We start from the raw sequence: 16,941 nt of genomic DNA, 5'->3' as shown, positions 1-16,941 counted from the left end.
ATTTTTAAAAAATAAAGGGGGTGAATTAAAACGAAATAATTTTTATTTTAAAGTTAAATAAAAAAGCATCCATAATGGATGCTCTTTCCGACATGTTGATTTTATTTTGAAGAGTTTTTTCGTGTTTTCATTTTTGAGTATTTTAAATATACATTTGATGAAAAGTCACATACATAAAAAGTGTCATCTTCCTGTTTATTTTTTTCATGGAATACACTTCTTTTATCATCGATAATAAAATTATGTATGAGTTGTAACTCTGATATTTTTTCTTCACTTATGATTTCCATAAGGTATTGCGGTTGAGAAGTTTTATTGAATCGTTTGCTTAAATATAGATAAAAAAAGCTCATAAATAAAGGAATAATGATAGCAATTAGTATGAAATTGTATTTATTACTTTGAGGGATGTTTACATGGAAAAAGCACCAATAAAAAAACATAAAACTAAACATATGAATTATAGAAAGCCATTTTATAGATCGATTGAACCAATTAGCTTTAAGGAGTTTTTTAGGTAAAAGACTTATTGGTATAAGAATTAAAAAGAGTAGAGTAACTAATATATAACTTAGTTTATACAATGGTTCTAAAATAAATGCATAGTTGGTTATTAGATTAGGCATAAAGAACTTGAAATAGGATGCAGGTACAATGAATATAGACAGTGCAATAATAAGAATGTCCTGGCAAAAGGAAAAGATATTTATTTGTTTCCGTGTAACTTTGTCCTTAAATAATTGATCGAATTCATTGGCAGTGGAAGACTCCATGTAGAATGAACCTAATCCTTTTACAATCCCCCAAACCCCTACAGCTGCCCCTGCGATTTTAGCCATATCAGCAATTTCGGTAAATGACATGTAACTTATATATCCTCCTTTAATGATTTTGGTTTAATATTCCAATTTGATTATTATAACATAATTTAATTGTTTTATTGATGCTTGTTGCACATTAAAATATTTATCCAACTAACGGTTGTCCGTTAAATTGTGTATAATTCCATTTATGTAATCCATGAGACTGTTTATTTGTGTAAAGGTATTAATCTAACTCAAAGCGAATTTATCCATATTCCAACTGAAAGGATGATTTGTTATTATGAATAAACAATAACGATAATAATTGGGGGGATTCTGATGCCTTACATTAATACACCTGTTGGAAAAAGAGAAGTATCACAAATAATTTACGATTTGATTGATAAGTATGGAACACCATGTGAAAGTAGTGAACCGTGCCCGAGTAGATACATAAAAGATGGTTATGAATACCATTGGTTTGTGGGGGAAGATGGGAAACTTAGAACAATAATAGAAAAAGTTGAAAGTATAAAAACTAAAAAGAAAAAATGATGGGCGCCCTTACTATGGCATCACGAAAAAGGTTGTGAACATTATTCATACCCTTTTTTATATTCACTTATAAAATATTTGAAGGTATTTTTTATATTAAATCAAATTTATCCCTATTCAAAATTGAAAGGGTGGTTCGATGATTATTAGAGAAGGTATTGAAGTCACTAAAATAACTTTAGATGGTTATGAATTACCGATTCCAGAAGGATATTCTGAATTTCTGCTTCGTGCTGGATATTGGAGGTACGGTGAAAAGGTAGAAAAAATCAATCATGAGGAAATTCTAGCGGATTATGACAGAAAAGTAGTAATAGAGGATGGTAAGTTGTGTACGATCCTCACTTATAAAGGGGATAAAAAGAAAAGAGGTAAAAAATCATGAATGAAAGAGAGAAACTTATGGGAAGAAAAGAACGTACTGTATTAGATAACTCACCAAGTAAAAAAGTGAACGCATAAGGGAAATGTTGGTTCACTTTTATTTTATTCTTTACGTTAAATGCAGTTCATAATCCCCGTCAATACTGCTTGGGTCTCCGAATGTTTCCTCGTATAGGTTACTCACTTTTGTAAACTTATTTTTTAATGCAAAGTGATAACCCTCGTCAGTAATAACTTCTTGTAATACTAAACGCTCGAAGCCCTTCTCTTTCGCAAATGTTTTAAACCATTCAAGAATAATGCTTCCTTTTCCTTGATTACTTGGTGTAACGCTTATAGCAGCAATTGCTAAGTATGGTTTTGGAAAAAACTCACTTCTAAGGTTAATAGTGACCTTAGATTCTTTAGAAGAAATATGAAAAGTATATTTAGAAAATCCTTCAAAAAATTCTATTTCGTCTTGTACTAATTCTTCTAATAACAATTTTAATTTTTGAAAGTCATGTAAATAAAGAGGGATTTTGATGAATTTTTCTTTCAAAATAAGTAACTCCTTTTATCATCTGTTTTTGCACTTACCCATTTCTATACACACGCCAGCCTTTTTTATTATGGCCCCAAACTGGCCCCAATTACATTCTTTTTTATACTTTATCTTGCATTGTTAAATAAAATAAAAAAAGCCCAGAAACCTTGATTTAACAAGATTTCTAAGACTTTTAATACGACTCTTTGCAGAGTACCGAGATTAACGAGAGTAGAACTCTACGATTAATGCTTCGTTGATTTCAGCTGGTAACTCAGCACGCTCAGCGTGACGAGTGTAAGTAGCTTCTAATTTGTCAGCATCGAAAGTTAAGTATTCTGGTACGAAGTTGTTAACTTCGATCGCTTCTTTAACAACAACAAGGCTGTTAGATTTTTCGCGAACGCTGATAGTTTGACCAGGTTTTACACGGTAAGATGGGATATCTACGCGAGCGCCATCAACCATGATGTGACCGTGGTTTACTAATTGGCGAGCTGCACGACGAGTGCGAGCTAAGCCCATACGGTAAACTAAGTTGTCAAGACGAGCTTCAAGAAGGATCATGAAGTTTTCGCCGTGCTTACCAGGCATTTTACCTGCTTGGTCAAATGTGCGACGGAATTGACGCTCAGTCATGCCGTACATGTGACGAAGTTTTTGTTTCTCTTGTAATTGTAAACCGTATTCTGAAAGTTTCTTACGTTGGTTAGGACCGTGAGGACCTGGTGCGTAAGGGCGTTTTTCTAATTCTTTTCCTGTGCCGCTTAGAGAGATTCCAAGACGACGAGACAGTTTCCAAGCTGGACCTGTATAACGAGCCATAGTTGACTCCTCCTTTAAAAATGTTTTTATTTACGTAAAATAAAAACAGACGTAATCGATATTTACGGGCATTTTGTTTTCATGTACCTTCGCTCCAGCAGCAGGGAGTTACGAGATACACCTCCGTAGAGGAACAAAATACAAACGATAAACTCACATTACAAGGCTGCCTTTTTATTTTACACAAACGCTATTATATCTTTTACCCAGAGTTTCGTCAAGCGAGTACGTTTTTGTTTTATGCATATAAATTTTGGAAATTAATATAAGAAGGAATTTAAAACAATATAGAAGAAGAGATAGAAACACAAATAAAACGCTTACATAAAATGAAGTAAAACGTTCATCAAATTTTTATGGATGAATATGCGGCAATAAAAACATAAGGGGGATGTTTTTATGAAAAAGAAGCATATGGAGACAGCGTTAATTCATCACGGTTATACACCTGAGGAACATAAAGGAAGTTTAACACCACCTTTATTTCAAACTTCTACATTTACATTTGAGACTGCGCAGCAAGGAGAGGCGAGTTTTGCGGGAGTGGATCCATCTTATATTTACTCACGGCTTGGAAATCCAACTGTGAAATTATTTGAAGAACGTATGGCGGTGTTAGAAGAAGGAGAAGAGGCACTTGCCTTCGGATCTGGTATGGCAGCTATTTCAGCGACTTTAATCGGTTTTTTAAAGGCTGGAGATCATATTATTTGTTCAAATGGATTATACGGATGCACGTACGGTTTTTTAGAAGTGTTAGAAGAAAAATTTATGATTACGCATTCGTTTTGTGATATGGAAACAGAGGTTGATATTGAAAATAAAATTCGCCCAAATACAAAGCTTATTTTCGTTGAAACACCAATTAATCCGACAATGAAATTAATTGATTTAAAACAAGTGATTCGGGTTGCAAAGCGAAATGGCTTACTTGTTATTGTTGATAATACATTTTGTTCACCTTATTTACAAAAACCGCTTGAGCTTGGCTGTGACGCTGTTGTGCATAGTGCGACAAAATATATTGGTGGTCACGGTGACGTTGTAGCGGGCGTAACAATTTGTAAAACGAAAGCATTAGCTGAAAAGATTCGCCTGATGCGAAAGGATATTGGCGGTATTATGGCACCGTTTGATGCGTGGTTATTATTACGCGGGTTAAAGACGTTAGCAGTAAGAATGGATCGTCATTGTGATAATGCAGAAAAAATTGTATCGTTCCTAAGAAAACATGATGCGGTAGAAGGTGTTTGGTATCCAGAAGGGGAGTTAGCATCTCGTCAAATGAAACGCGGGGGCGGTGTTATTTCTTTTTCAGTAAAAGGCGGAAAAGAAGAGACGCAAGCGTTTATTAATGATCTTCACTTTATTACAATTGCGGTGAGTTTAGGAGATACAGAAACGTTAATTCAGCATCCAGCAACGATGACGCACGCTGCGATTCCAGCTGAACTAAGAAAAGAAATGGGCATTTTCGATAATTTAATACGCTTATCAGTCGGTTTAGAATCGTGGGAGGATATCGTTTCTGATTTAGAGCAGGCATTAAAGAAAATATCTACTGTAAATCAATGAAAAAAGAGTGAGCTATCGGTTTTGTACAGGGCGTACTAAATCGATAACTCGCTCTTTTCTTTTTACATATGTTTTAGGAGTGTTTCCACAAACTTTTCTAAATAGCGCTGATCTACTTCATCAAAACGATTCTTTTCAGGACTATCAATGTCAAGTACACCAATGACAGCTCCTTCTTTCACAATCGGTACAACGATTTCTGAATTAGAAGCACTATCGCAAGCGATGTGACCTGGGAATTGGTGAACGTCTGCTACAAGCTGTGTTGTTTTCGTTTCAGCTGCTACGCCGCAAACGCCTCGTCCAAATGGAATGCGTACGCAAGCAGGCATTCCTTGGAACGGTCCAAGGACAAGCTGATTTCCTTCTGTTACGTAAAAGCCAACCCAATTAACGCGATCTAAAAATTGGTTTAATAATGCGGACGCATTTGATAAGTTTGCGACTACGTTTGATTCGCCAGTTAATAACGCATCCAGTTGTTTAATTACTGTCTCATATTGCTGCACGCGAGATCCTGCATAACTTTCTTTAGTAAACATGGAAACAGCTCCTTTTTTATCGAGATGTGTAAAATATTAGCAAAATACGATGTATTTCACATGACTTTGTCGATAGAAAATTAAAGGAATTTGTCTTAAAAGTCAAGAAATTTAAACTATAGCTGTTCAGTGAGGGGAAGTGAGCGCATGAAGCAGACGAAACAAAAAGTAATTGATGCGGCAATATCGTTGTTTAATACGAAAGGGTATGATGGAACATCGGTGCGAGACATTGCAAAGCGAGCGGATGTGAATGTAGCGAATATTTCATATTATTTTGCTGGGAAGCAAGGTTTATTAGAACAGCTTATTACTGATTTTTTAGAAGGATATATTCATGTGATTGAAATGTCGTTTGAACAGAGAGAGTATTTGTCGGCTAAAGATGTGATGGTGCAAATGGTGCGCGGGATTTTACGATATCAATTTGAAAATAGAGAACTAACACGTTTCTTCTACCGAGAGCTTTCGCTTGATACGACATTAATTCGTGAAGTGATGACCGTTTATTTTTCTAAAGAAAGATATTATATAGAACAAATGATTAGACAAGGACAAATGAAAAAAGAATTTCAGAAAGTATCATTTACAATGTTTATGACGCAATTAAAAGGTATGATAAATATGCCGTTTTTATATCCACAATATATATCAGAAGTACTGCATTCTTTCCCGTCTGAGACATTTTTCATAGAAATGTACACGAAAGAGATTGAGCAATGGATGGAACAAGCATTATGTAAGGCGAATATGTACCATGAATGGCCAAGAGCTGTTCATATGTGAAGAATCCCCACCTAACGAACTGAGGTGGGGATTTTTATGTTTACTTTTCTTTGCCATAAATTGTTACATAATAGCGCTATAATTGTTAATGCAGCTCCAGCGATTTCAATTTTATCGACTGTATAACCTCGAAAGATAGAACCGATCAGTGCAAGGATAGGAACTAAATTCATAAATAATATGCCGTTAATAGATGAAATATAGCGATTTCCCATATTCCAGCAAAATACAGCGATAACGCCTGCGATAATCGACATATAAAAGAGCTCAAAACGAACGCTCACAACTGTACGCAGTGACGGCATAGTAACTATATTTGTGTACGTTAAGAAAGTAACAATAACGATGAGTGAAATGGAGCCAAATAAACAAGTTAATGTCGTGTACCTAAGTGGTGACCAAGATTGAAAACGAGCACCCCCGTTTGTATAAATGACCCAGCAAGTAACGCCGCATAGCATCAATATGTTTGTTGATAAGTGGCTTACAGCTCCAAATAATAAGTGAATATTTCCTTTTGAAATGACAAGCATAACACCAAGTAATGCAACAAACATACAAAGGAATGTATAGTTTTGTGGGCGGCGATTTTTCGTTATCCATTGCAGTGATAAGGCAATCAGTGGCATAAGGGATTGAATCATAGCTGCATGGATTGCTCCGGAAGGTCCGGCAAGTTGTTGTCCGTAGAAAACGAGAAAACCATACCCCGCGAAACCGACTGTCCCGTAAAAGAATAGAGAAAGTGTTCTTTTTTCTAAGCGGAGTGAAGTCTTTCCTTCAGTAATTAATAGCAAAATAAGAAAAATAATAGCTGCTGATCCATAGCGAATCGTTGTGAAGAAGAATGGATCGATAAATTGCAGAGCATTTGCCATTACAGGAAACATAAATCCCCAGGCAGTGACAGCGAGTAAGCATAGAAAGGATCCGAGTAGCATTTGTTTTTTGTTCAAGAGTATCTTTCCCCTTTACATTTCGTTATAGTAAGTTGATGAAATAAGTATAAAGAGTAATTGTTTATAGGAGGAAATATCGATTTCTTATAACGGTTATAACTTTTTGTTAGAGGTGTGCACGATGGATTTGGAGGCAGTACGATCGTTTATTGAAGTGAAGCATACGCGAAGTTTATCAAAGGCAAGTAAGATTTTACATATATCGCAACCAGCGCTTAGTAAACAAATTCAAAAGTTAGAAGCGGATTTAGAGGTTACGTTACTTAAGCGTTCTGCGCAAGGAGTAGAGTTAACGGAGGCAGGAGAGTTATTTATAAAAAGAATGTTACCGATTTTGGAGCAAATAAATGAAGTGAAAACAGAAATGAGGGGGTATCAAGAGAACCGGAAGTTTTCAATTGGTATACTACCGAGTTTAGCGGAGCATTACATATCAGAATGTAAAGATATATTAGGTGGTGAGTTCGAAGTGGAATGGCAAATCGGGCATACGGAAGTATTAAGAGATTTATTTAAAGCGCGGGAGATTGACGCGATGTTCATCGATTCAGTAGTAGAAGGTGCTACGTATATAAAAGAAGTGCAACAAGAGAAAATTGTTTGTGCCGTTTCAAATAATCATCCGTACAAAGAGAAGATAGTCATTCAAATAGAAGAGCTACACAATGAAAAATTAATTGTATATCCAGAAATATGTGATGTAAGGAAAATGATTATGAACATGTTTCATGAAATAGGTGTAAAACCAACTATAGCTGTGGAAACATCTTACGCAGAACCGATGCTTGCAATGGTAAAAGCTGGCCTTGGTATCACGTTACTTCCAGAAAGGGCAGTGGAGCAGTCTGTAAGGCAAGGAAATGTACATGTAATTTCTGTTGAACCACCACTCATGCGGAAAATTTATTTCGTATCCCATACGAAAGATTGTTTGTTATTACAATCATTTGAGGATAGGTAGTGAGGTAGGCGGAATATTGAGAAAGATTACAATCACATTGAAAGAAACATGAAATTTTAAAAAAAACTAGGTCAAAAACAAACCATTACATGGTATGATTAGTACATTGTTAGTTGTTAAATATAGGGGAATTCCCTTTTTATACATAATGCCTTCCATTTCATAAACGGAACGGACAAAAAAAGAGATATAACTAGGAGGCTTTTTTGCATGGATTCTATCCTGACGATCGTTATCATTGTAGTAAGCTCTATTCTAGTGCTGCTCATGATAGAGCTTGTGATAAGAAATCGTTCATATAAAGATATTGAAGCACTGGAGCAGTGGAAACAAGAGATAAAAGATAAACCTGTGGCAGATGAACTAAAACGGGTAAAAGATTTAAACATGACGGGTCAAACAGAAGAACTGTTTGGTAAATGGCGTGAAGAATGGGATGAAATTGTATCAACAACCCTTCCGAAAGCTGACAAAGATTTAGCGCAAGCGCGAAAATTCGCCTCGCAATTCTCCTTCCGAAAAGCAAAGCATGCGATGAACGAATCCATAAGTGGTTTAGATGACGCTGATAATCGTATTACTGACATTTTAAATGAATTACAGCAATTGTTAGAAAGCCATGAGAAAAATAGCTCGGAAATTGAAGGGTTACGTGATACATATCGTAGTATGAAAAAGAGTGTTCTTGCTCATAGACATATGTATGGAGCAGCAGAGCAGAAAATCGAAGAGATGCTAGACGCTGAATCTGAGAAATTTAAAACCTTTGAAGAAGCAACAAACAATGGCGACTATTTAAAAGCGAGAGAAATTGTTATTAGTTTGGAAGAAGGTTTAGCAGATTTAGAAATCATTATTCACCAAATTCCAGATTTATTGGTAGAGTGTCAAGCGACGTTACCAGTTCAGCTGGAAGATTTATTACACGGACATAATGATATGGTAAGACAAGGTTATGTATTAGATTATTTGGAAGTCCCTAAAGAAGTTCGCGATATGACGAAACAACTACAAACATGTTTAATGGATATACAGGAGCTTCATATAACAGAAGCGGCTGAAAAAGTAGAAAATTTAAAAACACGTTTAGATGGCTTCTACGATCAATTGGAACAAGAAGTACATGCGAGACATTATGTGGAGCAAAAAACACTTTCTGTTTACGATGACTTAGAAGAAATGCGTATCGAAACGATTGAAACGAAAACAGAAACACAACTTGTAAAACAAAGCTATCAGTTACAAGATAAAGACATTGAGTCTCAAAAAGTAATTGAAAAGCAAATGCACATTTTAACGAAACGTTTTGAAATGCTACAATTACGCGTTGCAGAACAAGATATTGCCTTCTCTATTATTCGTGAGGAACTAGAAGAGGTTTATGAGCAATGTGAAACGTTAAAAGTACTTCATGCAGAATATAAAGAAATGCTGCAAGCGATGCGCAAAGAAGAATTTGAAGCACGTGAGAAGTTACAAGAAATGCGAAATACTATTTTCGAAACGAAACGCTTTATGCAAAAGTCGAATTTGCCAGGTCTTCCAGAGAGTATTATGGAAGATTTAAAAAGAGGGCAAATGGCAATGCAAGCTGTATATGAACAATTAGAAGTGAAGCCGTTAAATATGAACGCTGTAAATAGCAGTTTAGAAGAAGCATACACAACTGTGAACGGTGTGGCTGAAATGACAGAAGAGTTAATTGGACAAGCATATTTAGTGGAAAAATTAATTCAGTACGGTAACCGTTACCGTAGTCATGATGAAAACCTAGCAGAAAGTTTAAATTATGCTGAGAAATTATTCCGTGAATATCAATATGATGCAGCTTTAGAACAAGCGGCTTCAGTATTAGAGCAACTTGAACCTGGCGTTGTTCAAAAAATAGCTGAATATGTAGACAATGAACAAACCCTTTCATAAAAGGGTTTGTTTTTTTGTGTAATTTTGCAGACGATGTTGCTATAATGAATAGCGGAATACAGCAAGGTTATTCGTTTCAAAATAAAGTGAAACTGTAATCAGTAGGAGGATTCATCCCCATTGATTACTAGCCTTCACCAATCGGGCATTTACGGACAGCCCGACTCCTACCTAACTTCTTTGCTCTAACTGGATTTTGAGGTGAGAGTCTTATTGCCCGTTCATGCGGGATAAAGTGAAACTGTAATAGGAGGGCATCCTCGACAATTATTAGCCTTCACCAATCGAGATAAAACGGAACCTTTGCGTAGTCTTAGCGTAATGACACGTATTTATGATATGATTATACGATGTGATAGCGCTGAAAGGGGAAGAACGATGATCTATTTTGATAATAGTGCGACGACGAAGCCATATCCAGAAGCTCTTCAATCGTACGTGACGGTTGCTGGGAAATATTTTGGTAATCCTTCTTCTATTCATTCGCTTGGAGGAGAGGCAGAGCGTCTATTAACACAATCAAGAACGATTGCAGCGCAGCTTCTTCGTGTTAAACCTTCTGAAATTATTTTCACATCAGGTGGAACAGAAGGGAATAACCTTGCGATTAAAGGGATAGCGATGAGGAATCGTTCGCGCGGCAAACATATCATTACAACAAATATTGAACACGCGTCTGTGTTTGAGGCATATAAGCAATTAGAAGAACTCGGGTTTGATGTAACATATTTACCGGTTAACGAGCATGGTGTTGTGTCGGTAGAAGATGTGAAACGAGCACTTCGTGAAGATACGATTCTTGTGTCAATTATTCATGTGAACAACGAAACTGGAGCAATTCAGCCCGTTGCTGAAATTGGAACGTTATTATCGAATCATCCGAAAATAAGATTCCATGTAGATCATGTACAAGGGATAGGGAAAGTACCGCTTGATTTATATGCGTCTCATATTGATCTTTGCTCAATATCTGGACATAAATTCCACAGTGTAAAAGGAACGGGTCTTCTATATGTACGCGATGGCGTAAGATTAGATCCGATTTTATCAGGTGGTCAACAAGAGCTTAAGTATCGCTCTGGTACAGAGAATTTACCTGGCATTGTAGCGATGGTGAAAGCACTTCGCATGACAATGGAACAAGTGAAAGAAAAGGTAGCTCATTTGCAAAGTTTACAAGCAGAGCTTGTTCGTTTCTTTAAAGAGATGGAAGATGTAACGATTAACACGTCGCTTGCATATGCAGCACCGCACATTTTAAATGTATCATTTGTTGGTTTAAAACCAGAAGTAGTCGTTCATGCTTTAGAAGAACACGGTGTATATGTGTCAACGAAATCTGCTTGTTCTTCAAAAGCAAATGAAGTGAGCAGAGTGTTAGTGTCAATGGGAGTACCGCATGCAGCAGCTGCAAGCGCTATTCGTATTAGTTTGGCACCAGAAAACACAATGGAAGAAGTAAAACAATTTGAAGGTATTGTAAAAGAGACGATGCCAAAATTATATGAAGTGATGAGGTAAAGAAATTATGTTGAAATATGAATATATTTTAGTGCGTTACGGAGAAATGACGACAAAAGGTAAGAACCGTTCTAAGTTTGTAAGCACATTAAAAGATAACGTGAAGTTCAAACTGAAAAAATTCCCAAATATTAAAATCGATGCAACACACGATCGTATGTACATCCAGTTAAATGGTGAAGATCATGAAGCAGTCTCTGAAAGATTGAAGGATGTATTTGGTATTCATAAGTTTAACTTAGCGATGAAAGTACCATCAGAATTAGAAGACATTAAAGAAGGTGCATTAGCAGCTTTCTTACAAGTAAAAGGTGATGTGAAAACATTTAAAATTACTGTACACCGTTCTTATAAGCATTTCCCAATGAGAACGATGGAATTATTACCTGAGATTGGCGGACACATTCTAGAAAATACAGAAGATATTACAGTAGATGTTCATAATCCAGATGTAAATGTACGTGTAGAGATCCGCAGTGGCTATAGCTATATCATGTGCGATGAGCGTATGGGAGCTGGCGGTTTACCAGTTGGCGTTGGCGGAAAAGTAATGGTACTTCTTTCTGGTGGTATTGATAGCCCAGTAGCAGCTTACTTAACGATGAAACGCGGCGTATCTGTGGAAGCAGTTCACTTCCATAGTCCACCTTTCACAAGTGAGCGTGCAAAACAAAAAGTAATCGATTTAGCGCAAGAGTTAACGAAGTATTGTAAACGAGTAACGCTTCACCTTGTTCCGTTTACAGAAGTGCAAAAAACGATTAATAAAGAAATCCCATCTAGCTATTCAATGACGGTTATGCGCCGTATGATGATGCGTATTACAGAACGTATTGCTGAGGAGCGTAACGCACTTGCAATTACGACTGGTGAAAGTCTTGGACAAGTAGCAAGCCAAACGTTAGACAGTATGCATACGATTAACGAAGTAACAAACTACCCAGTTATTCGTCCGCTTATTACGATGGATAAATTAGAGATTATTAAAATCGCTGAAGAAATCGGCACGTATGATATTTCAATTCGTCCATATGAAGATTGCTGTACTGTATTCACACCAGCAAGCCCAGCGACGAAGCCAAAACGTGAAAAAGCAAATCGTTTTGAAGCGAAATACGATTTCACACCATTGATCGATGAAGCTGTAGCGAACAAAGAAACAATGGTGTTACAAACGGTAGAAGTAGTGGCGGAAGAAGAAAAATTTGAAGAACTTTTCTAAAACCATAAATTACCATATCTAAAACGTGTATGAAGTCATGTTATTTATCACACTCTATACTCACAAGGAGGTGATATAACATGTCACGTAGCACAAATAAATTAGCGGTTCCTGGTGCTGAATCAGCATTAGACCAAATGAAATACGAAATCGCTCAAGAGTTTGGTGTTCAACTTGGAGCTGATGCAACAGCTCGCGCTAACGGTTCTGTTGGTGGTGAAATCACTAAACGTCTAGTTTCACTAGCTGAGCAACAATTAGGCGGTTACCAAAAATAATCCCATATGATGGCTTAGAAAGAGCGGGTTCTCCCGCTCTTTCTTTTTTTGTGTTGTGTCGCTATTTGTCGGTAAGTCGATGTAATTTCGTTTACTAATTCGACAGAACTGAAAAATTTGTCAAAAGAAGAGGGTTCAAAATTAACTGAAAATTCTTTATTATATAAAGGAGGCATAAAGAAAAGGGAGGATATTTTATGAAGCGAGAAGAATTGTTGGCGCCACCGTCTTATAATTTAGTTTCTGAAATAGAGAAATATACAGGTGATAAAGGGAAGTTAGCTTTAATTTGGCAAGATGATAAAGGGAATCGAAGGGAAGTTACATACGCTGAATTAATGCAAGGTGCGAATAAAATTGGAAACGCTTTTATAAAAAGTGGTTTGCAAAAAGGGGACAAGCTTCTCATTATGATGCCGCGTTTAATTGAAGCGTACATGACGTATATTGCTGCTATTAAAGCAGGATTTGTCGTAATTCCAAGCTCGGAAATGTTACGTAAAAAAGATATAGAATATCGAATTGGACATGGAGAAGTAAAAGCGATAGTAAGCTATGAGCCGTATATTAGGCAGTTTGATGATATAGAAGCGATGGAATCTCTTCGAAAATTTGTCCTGAGCGAGCAGTCAGTAGATGGATGGGTTAATTTAAAAACAGCGTTAGAAACAGAGAGTGACATGTTAGAAATGGCGAAGACAGATAAAGAAGATATGGTCTTTTTATCTTACACGTCAGGAACGACAGGAAATCCAAAAGGTGTCGTTCATACACATGCGTGGGCATACGCTCATTTACGTACGAGCGCTCCAAATTGGCTCGGAATTGAAGAGAATGATATTGTATGGGCAACAGCTAGTCCAGGCTGGCAAAAGTGGATTTGGAGCCCGTTTTTAGCAACTTTAGGATCAGGGGCAACAGGGTTTGTATATCACGGTAAGTTTGAACCGAAAACGTACCTAAACTTATTAGACGATAATAAGGTGAATGTACTTTGTTGTACACCGACTGAGTATAGATTAATGGCAAAGGTAGAAGATTTAAGCCAGTACAATTTAGAGGCACTACATAGCGCTGTATCGGCAGGTGAGCCGTTAAATAGAGAAGTCATTGAAACGTTCAAAAAGCACTTTCATATTACAGTGAGAGACGGCTATGGGCAAACGGAAAATACATTACTTGTTGGTGTAATGAAAGGGATGGATATTAGACCAGGATCAATGGGGAAACCAACGCCAGGTAACCACGTCGATATCGTAAATGAGGAAGGTACCCCAGTTAAAGTAGGCGAAGTTGGTGATATTGCAGTTCACATTGAAACGCCGGCCCTCTTTAAACAATATTACAAAGACGATGAGCGTACAGCGATGCAATTTCGCGGTGATTATTATATTACAGGTGATAAAGCGAAGAAAGATGAAGACGGCTACTTCTGGTTTGAAGGGCGCGGCGATGATATCATTATTAGCTCTGGTTATACAATCGGGCCGTTTGAAGTAGAGGATGCACTTGTAAAACATCCTTACGTAAGAGAATGTGCAGTTGTCGCAAGTCCTGATGAAATTCGTGGAAGTGTCGTGAAGGCATTTATCGTATTAAGAGAGAATATAGAAAAGAACGAAGAAACATTAATTCCAACACTCCAACAACACGTCAAAGAACTCACTGCACCATATAAATACCCTCGCAAAATTGAATTTGTAGATGAACTACCAAAAACGATTTCTGGGAAAATTCGCCGTATTGAACTTAGAAAACAAGAGATGGAGATTCCGTCAAAATAATTTTGAAAACAGTGAAGTAAATAGTTGAATGAAATGTAAATCAATGATAAAATAAAAACGAACACAAGTTCGATTTTATAAATTTAAAAAAGAGGTGTCCGTATGATTTTAGGTATTAATCCGTACTTAGTTTTAGATGGTGGTGGGCAAGAAGCTGTACAGTTTTATAAAGAGGCCTTAGATGCAAAAGTAGAAGTCATGCAAACTTTTGGTGACATGCCTGAAAATCCAGAATACCCGATTCCAGCTGAAGCGAAAGAGCGCGTTTTACACGCTACTTTAAAAGTTGGTAATACGGATCTTATGATTTCTGATACATTCCCAGGTCAAGGGCATGCAATCGGATCTCAAGTAACAATCGCAATTCAAATTAGTAATGCAGAAAAAGCAAAAGAAGTATTCGATAAGTTACAAGAAGGTGGAGAAGTTATCATGCCACTTCAAGAAACATTCTGGAGCCCAGCATACGGACAAGTAAAAGATAAATTTAATATTGAATGGCAAGTTACAACGTCTACTACTGAACAAAAGTAATTTTTAGAAAAGCACCATGTTTTGAAATGGTGCTTTTTTTTATACAATAAAAAATAAAGGAGATGGGATATATGGGAGAAATTTGGTATGGCGGCACCATTTACACAATGAGAGAAGAAAATGAAAAAGTGGGCGCTGTTTACGTTGAAAACGGTACGATCGTTGATGTTGGAAGTAAAGAAGAGTTAGAAAACCAATATGCCGCGGTTACATTGTACGATTTAAAAGGCAAAACAATGATCCCAGGTCTCGTTGATAGTCATATGCATCTTATTGGGCATGGAGAGAGATTACTCCGTCTAGATTTATCAAATTGTACATCTTATGGCGAAGTGCTTACTCTTGTTCAGAAGCGAGTGGAAGAAGCTCCAAAGGGCTCTTGGATTATTGGAGAAGGATGGAATGAAAATAACTTTACAGATACGAAAGATGTTCATGCGCGTGATTTAGATGAAATTTCGAAAGAACATCCCATTTTACTAAAGAGAGTTTGTCGTCACGTTACATGGGTGAATGCATACATACTACAAGAAGCGAATATAACAGCAGCGACAGAAGATCCAAAAGGCGGGAAAATTGGTAGGGATTCATCAAATAAGTTAACAGGGCTTTTATATGAACAAGGGCAAGAATTAATTAAACATGTTCAGCCAGAAATTGATGAAGCTTATTTACAAAGAGCTCTGCAAACAGCGATTAAAGATTGCTGGAAATACGGACTTGTTGGCGGGCATACGGAAGATTTAAATTATTATGGTGGTTTTAGAAAAACATATAATGCGTTTTCTCACGTTATAAAAGAAATGCCATTTAAAGCCCATTTGCTCGTTCACCATGAAGTAGCACATGAACGAAAAGAATATGAAAATGAACATTATATTGAATTTGGAGCAATGAAAATTTTCTCTGACGGTTCTTTTGGCGGAAGAACAGCATTATTAAGTGAACCGTATGAAGATGCGAAGGAAACAAATGGAGTTGCGATTTTCTCACGTGAAGAACTTGCGGAATTAGTAAAGAAAGCACGAGATCTACATATGCCAGTTGCGATTCATACTATCGGTGACTTATCGCTTGAATATGTCATTGATGCACTCGAATTATATCCACCAGCAGAAGGGGTGCGTGACCGCATTATTCATTGTCAGCTTGCTCGTGAAGAGTTGATAGAAAGAATGAAAAACTTGCAAGCCATTATCGATATACAGCCAGTCTTTCTTTCATCAGATTTTCCGTCAGTCATTGAAAAACTAGGCGAGCACCGTCTTCGTTATGCGTACGCTTGGAAGACGTTACTGGAGGCAGGATTACACTGCAACGGTGGCTCAGATGCTCCTATTGAACAAGTGAATCCGTTTCTAGGCATATATAGCGCTGTTACACGTAGAAGTTTTATTGACGGTATATGCTATATGCCTGAGGAAAGATTAACGGTTTATGAGGCTGTTTCTTTATTTACAACAGGAAGTGCCTATGCAATCGGAAAAGAAGCGAAGCGAGGGCAAATTGCAAAAGGATATGAAGCAGATTTTACAATATTAGACCGCAATATTTTTGAAATTGAGGCAGAAGAAATAAAAGAAGTACAAGCAGAAATGACCGTAATAGATGGCCAAGTTGTCTATAGAAAAGATGCGTAAAAATATATGAGCGGTTTTCGGAATATATCGAATTACCGACAAAAACTGACAAGAATAACGGCCGGATAGTAAGAGAGTATTGTTCGCGTCAATCGGGGGAAATAAATAACCGCAGAATTATGG

General features: G+C 36.9%; 17 protein-coding genes. 12 read left to right on the top strand and 5 right to left on the bottom strand.

Annotated features, from left to right (window positions below; all coding sequences use genetic code 11):
- Window positions 1-101: 101 nt before the first annotated feature.
- Entirely contained in the window at window positions 102-863 is a 762-nt protein-coding gene (locus tag ACUN13_RS04670) for a hypothetical protein (protein ID WP_087948518.1), read from the bottom strand.
- Window positions 864-1,142: 279 nt separating this feature from the next.
- On the opposite strand from ACUN13_RS04670, the gene ACUN13_RS04665 reads away from it, so the two are divergent.
- Both ACUN13_RS04665 and ACUN13_RS04660 read left to right on the top strand, forming a co-directional pair.
- Complete coding sequence (locus ACUN13_RS04665) at window positions 1,143-1,358, top strand: hypothetical protein (RefSeq protein WP_445423689.1); 216 nt, start codon at window positions 1,143-1,145, stop codon at window positions 1,356-1,358.
- 139 nt (window positions 1,359-1,497) lie between these two features.
- A complete protein-coding gene (locus ACUN13_RS04660; protein ID WP_445423688.1) occupies window positions 1,498-1,743 on the top strand; it encodes a hypothetical protein in 246 nt (81 codons plus the stop codon).
- A gap of 108 nt (window positions 1,744-1,851) precedes the next feature.
- Here the strand turns inward: ACUN13_RS04660 and ACUN13_RS04655 are convergent, their stop codons facing one another.
- Window positions 1,852-2,283 (bottom strand): GNAT family N-acetyltransferase, encoded by a 432-nt coding sequence (locus tag ACUN13_RS04655; protein ID WP_445423687.1) that lies wholly within the window; start codon window positions 2,281-2,283, stop codon window positions 1,852-1,854.
- A gap of 207 nt (window positions 2,284-2,490) precedes the next feature.
- Entirely contained in the window at window positions 2,491-3,093 is a 603-nt protein-coding gene (gene rpsD / locus ACUN13_RS04650) for a 30S ribosomal protein S4 (protein ID WP_000135315.1), read from the bottom strand.
- Window positions 3,094-3,492: 399 nt separating this feature from the next.
- Between rpsD and megL the strand changes: the two genes are divergently transcribed.
- The gene (gene megL, locus ACUN13_RS04645) at window positions 3,493-4,668 is read left to right on the top strand and encodes a methionine gamma-lyase (RefSeq protein WP_025689072.1); all 1,176 of its coding nucleotides are present in this window, start codon (window positions 3,493-3,495) and stop codon (window positions 4,666-4,668) included.
- A gap of 62 nt (window positions 4,669-4,730) precedes the next feature.
- On the opposite strand, the gene ACUN13_RS04640 is transcribed toward megL, so the two are convergent.
- Window positions 4,731-5,210 carry a GAF domain-containing protein gene (locus ACUN13_RS04640; protein WP_000494340.1) on the bottom strand — a complete coding sequence of 160 codons (480 nt, stop codon included), beginning with the start codon at window positions 5,208-5,210 and terminating at the stop codon, window positions 4,731-4,733.
- A 147-nt stretch (window positions 5,211-5,357) separates the two neighbouring features.
- Here ACUN13_RS04640 and refZ point away from each other — a divergent pair, with 147 nt between their 5' ends.
- Entirely contained in the window at window positions 5,358-5,996 is a 639-nt protein-coding gene (gene refZ / locus ACUN13_RS04635) for a forespore capture DNA-binding protein RefZ (RefSeq protein ID WP_000814918.1), read from the top strand.
- An 11-nt stretch (window positions 5,997-6,007) separates the two neighbouring features.
- On the opposite strand, the gene ACUN13_RS04630 is transcribed toward refZ, so the two are convergent.
- On the bottom strand, window positions 6,008-6,952 hold the full coding sequence (locus ACUN13_RS04630) for a DMT family transporter (protein WP_025689070.1): 945 nt from the start codon (window positions 6,950-6,952) through the stop codon (window positions 6,008-6,010).
- A 124-nt stretch (window positions 6,953-7,076) separates the two neighbouring features.
- Between ACUN13_RS04630 and ACUN13_RS04625 the strand changes: the two genes are divergently transcribed.
- From ACUN13_RS04625 to ACUN13_RS04590, 8 genes are all read left to right on the top strand, one after another.
- Window positions 7,077-7,916: a LysR family transcriptional regulator gene (locus ACUN13_RS04625; protein WP_000362534.1), complete on the top strand. Its 840-nt coding sequence runs from the start codon at window positions 7,077-7,079 to the stop codon at window positions 7,914-7,916.
- A gap of 210 nt (window positions 7,917-8,126) precedes the next feature.
- Window positions 8,127-9,839, top strand: a complete 1,713-nt coding sequence (gene ezrA / locus ACUN13_RS04620; protein ID WP_000377303.1) for a septation ring formation regulator EzrA — start codon at window positions 8,127-8,129, stop codon at window positions 9,837-9,839.
- A 378-nt stretch (window positions 9,840-10,217) separates the two neighbouring features.
- A complete protein-coding gene (locus ACUN13_RS04615) occupies window positions 10,218-11,360 on the top strand; it encodes a cysteine desulfurase family protein (protein ID WP_000638992.1) in 1,143 nt (380 codons plus the stop codon).
- Window positions 11,361-11,367: 7 nt separating this feature from the next.
- Entirely contained in the window at window positions 11,368-12,582 is a 1,215-nt protein-coding gene (gene thiI / locus ACUN13_RS04610; RefSeq protein ID WP_000922337.1) for a tRNA uracil 4-sulfurtransferase ThiI, read from the top strand.
- Window positions 12,583-12,662: 80 nt separating this feature from the next.
- Entirely contained in the window at window positions 12,663-12,860 is a 198-nt protein-coding gene (locus ACUN13_RS04605) for an alpha/beta-type small acid-soluble spore protein (RefSeq protein ID WP_000091640.1), read from the top strand.
- 197 nt (window positions 12,861-13,057) lie between these two features.
- Window positions 13,058-14,644: an acyl-CoA synthetase MbcS gene (gene mbcS, locus ACUN13_RS04600; RefSeq protein WP_000817773.1), complete on the top strand. Its 1,587-nt coding sequence runs from the start codon at window positions 13,058-13,060 to the stop codon at window positions 14,642-14,644.
- 102 nt (window positions 14,645-14,746) lie between these two features.
- Window positions 14,747-15,178, top strand: coding sequence for a VOC family protein (locus tag ACUN13_RS04595; RefSeq protein ID WP_025689065.1), 432 nt, complete (start codon window positions 14,747-14,749; stop codon window positions 15,176-15,178).
- A 71-nt stretch (window positions 15,179-15,249) separates the two neighbouring features.
- Window positions 15,250-16,818, top strand: coding sequence for an amidohydrolase (locus ACUN13_RS04590; RefSeq protein WP_025689064.1), 1,569 nt, complete (start codon window positions 15,250-15,252; stop codon window positions 16,816-16,818).
- The last annotated feature ends 123 nt before the right edge of the window (window positions 16,819-16,941 follow it).

The organism is Bacillus cereus group sp. Bce041 (assembly GCF_052646455.1).
Note: the sequence above shows the minus strand (reverse complement) of the source record. Positions and strands in the feature narration are given on the sequence as shown.

Excerpts from the sequence above, each read along its gene's own strand:
- megL (WP_025689072.1), top strand. The coding sequence starts at position 3,493 with ATGAAAAAGAAGCATATGGAGACAGCGTTAATTCATCACGGTTATACA.
- ACUN13_RS04590 (WP_025689064.1), top strand. The coding sequence starts at position 15,250 with ATGGGAGAAATTTGGTATGGCGGCACCATTTACACAATGAGAGAAGAA.
- ACUN13_RS04615 (WP_000638992.1), top strand. The coding sequence starts at position 10,218 with ATGATCTATTTTGATAATAGTGCGACGACGAAGCCATATCCAGAAGCT.
- ACUN13_RS04640 (WP_000494340.1), bottom strand. The coding sequence starts at position 5,210 with ATGTTTACTAAAGAAAGTTATGCAGGATCTCGCGTGCAGCAATATGAG.
- ACUN13_RS04625 (WP_000362534.1), top strand. The coding sequence starts at position 7,077 with ATGGATTTGGAGGCAGTACGATCGTTTATTGAAGTGAAGCATACGCGA.
- rpsD (WP_000135315.1), bottom strand. The coding sequence starts at position 3,093 with ATGGCTCGTTATACAGGTCCAGCTTGGAAACTGTCTCGTCGTCTTGGA.
- refZ (WP_000814918.1), top strand. The coding sequence starts at position 5,358 with ATGAAGCAGACGAAACAAAAAGTAATTGATGCGGCAATATCGTTGTTT.
- ACUN13_RS04595 (WP_025689065.1), top strand. The coding sequence starts at position 14,747 with ATGATTTTAGGTATTAATCCGTACTTAGTTTTAGATGGTGGTGGGCAA.
- thiI (WP_000922337.1), top strand. The coding sequence starts at position 11,368 with ATGTTGAAATATGAATATATTTTAGTGCGTTACGGAGAAATGACGACA.
- ACUN13_RS04605 (WP_000091640.1), top strand. The coding sequence starts at position 12,663 with ATGTCACGTAGCACAAATAAATTAGCGGTTCCTGGTGCTGAATCAGCA.
- ACUN13_RS04670 (WP_087948518.1), bottom strand. The coding sequence starts at position 863 with ATGTCATTTACCGAAATTGCTGATATGGCTAAAATCGCAGGGGCAGCT.
- ACUN13_RS04660 (WP_445423688.1), top strand. The coding sequence starts at position 1,498 with ATGATTATTAGAGAAGGTATTGAAGTCACTAAAATAACTTTAGATGGT.
- ezrA (WP_000377303.1), top strand. The coding sequence starts at position 8,127 with ATGGATTCTATCCTGACGATCGTTATCATTGTAGTAAGCTCTATTCTA.
- ACUN13_RS04665 (WP_445423689.1), top strand. The coding sequence starts at position 1,143 with ATGCCTTACATTAATACACCTGTTGGAAAAAGAGAAGTATCACAAATA.
- mbcS (WP_000817773.1), top strand. The coding sequence starts at position 13,058 with ATGAAGCGAGAAGAATTGTTGGCGCCACCGTCTTATAATTTAGTTTCT.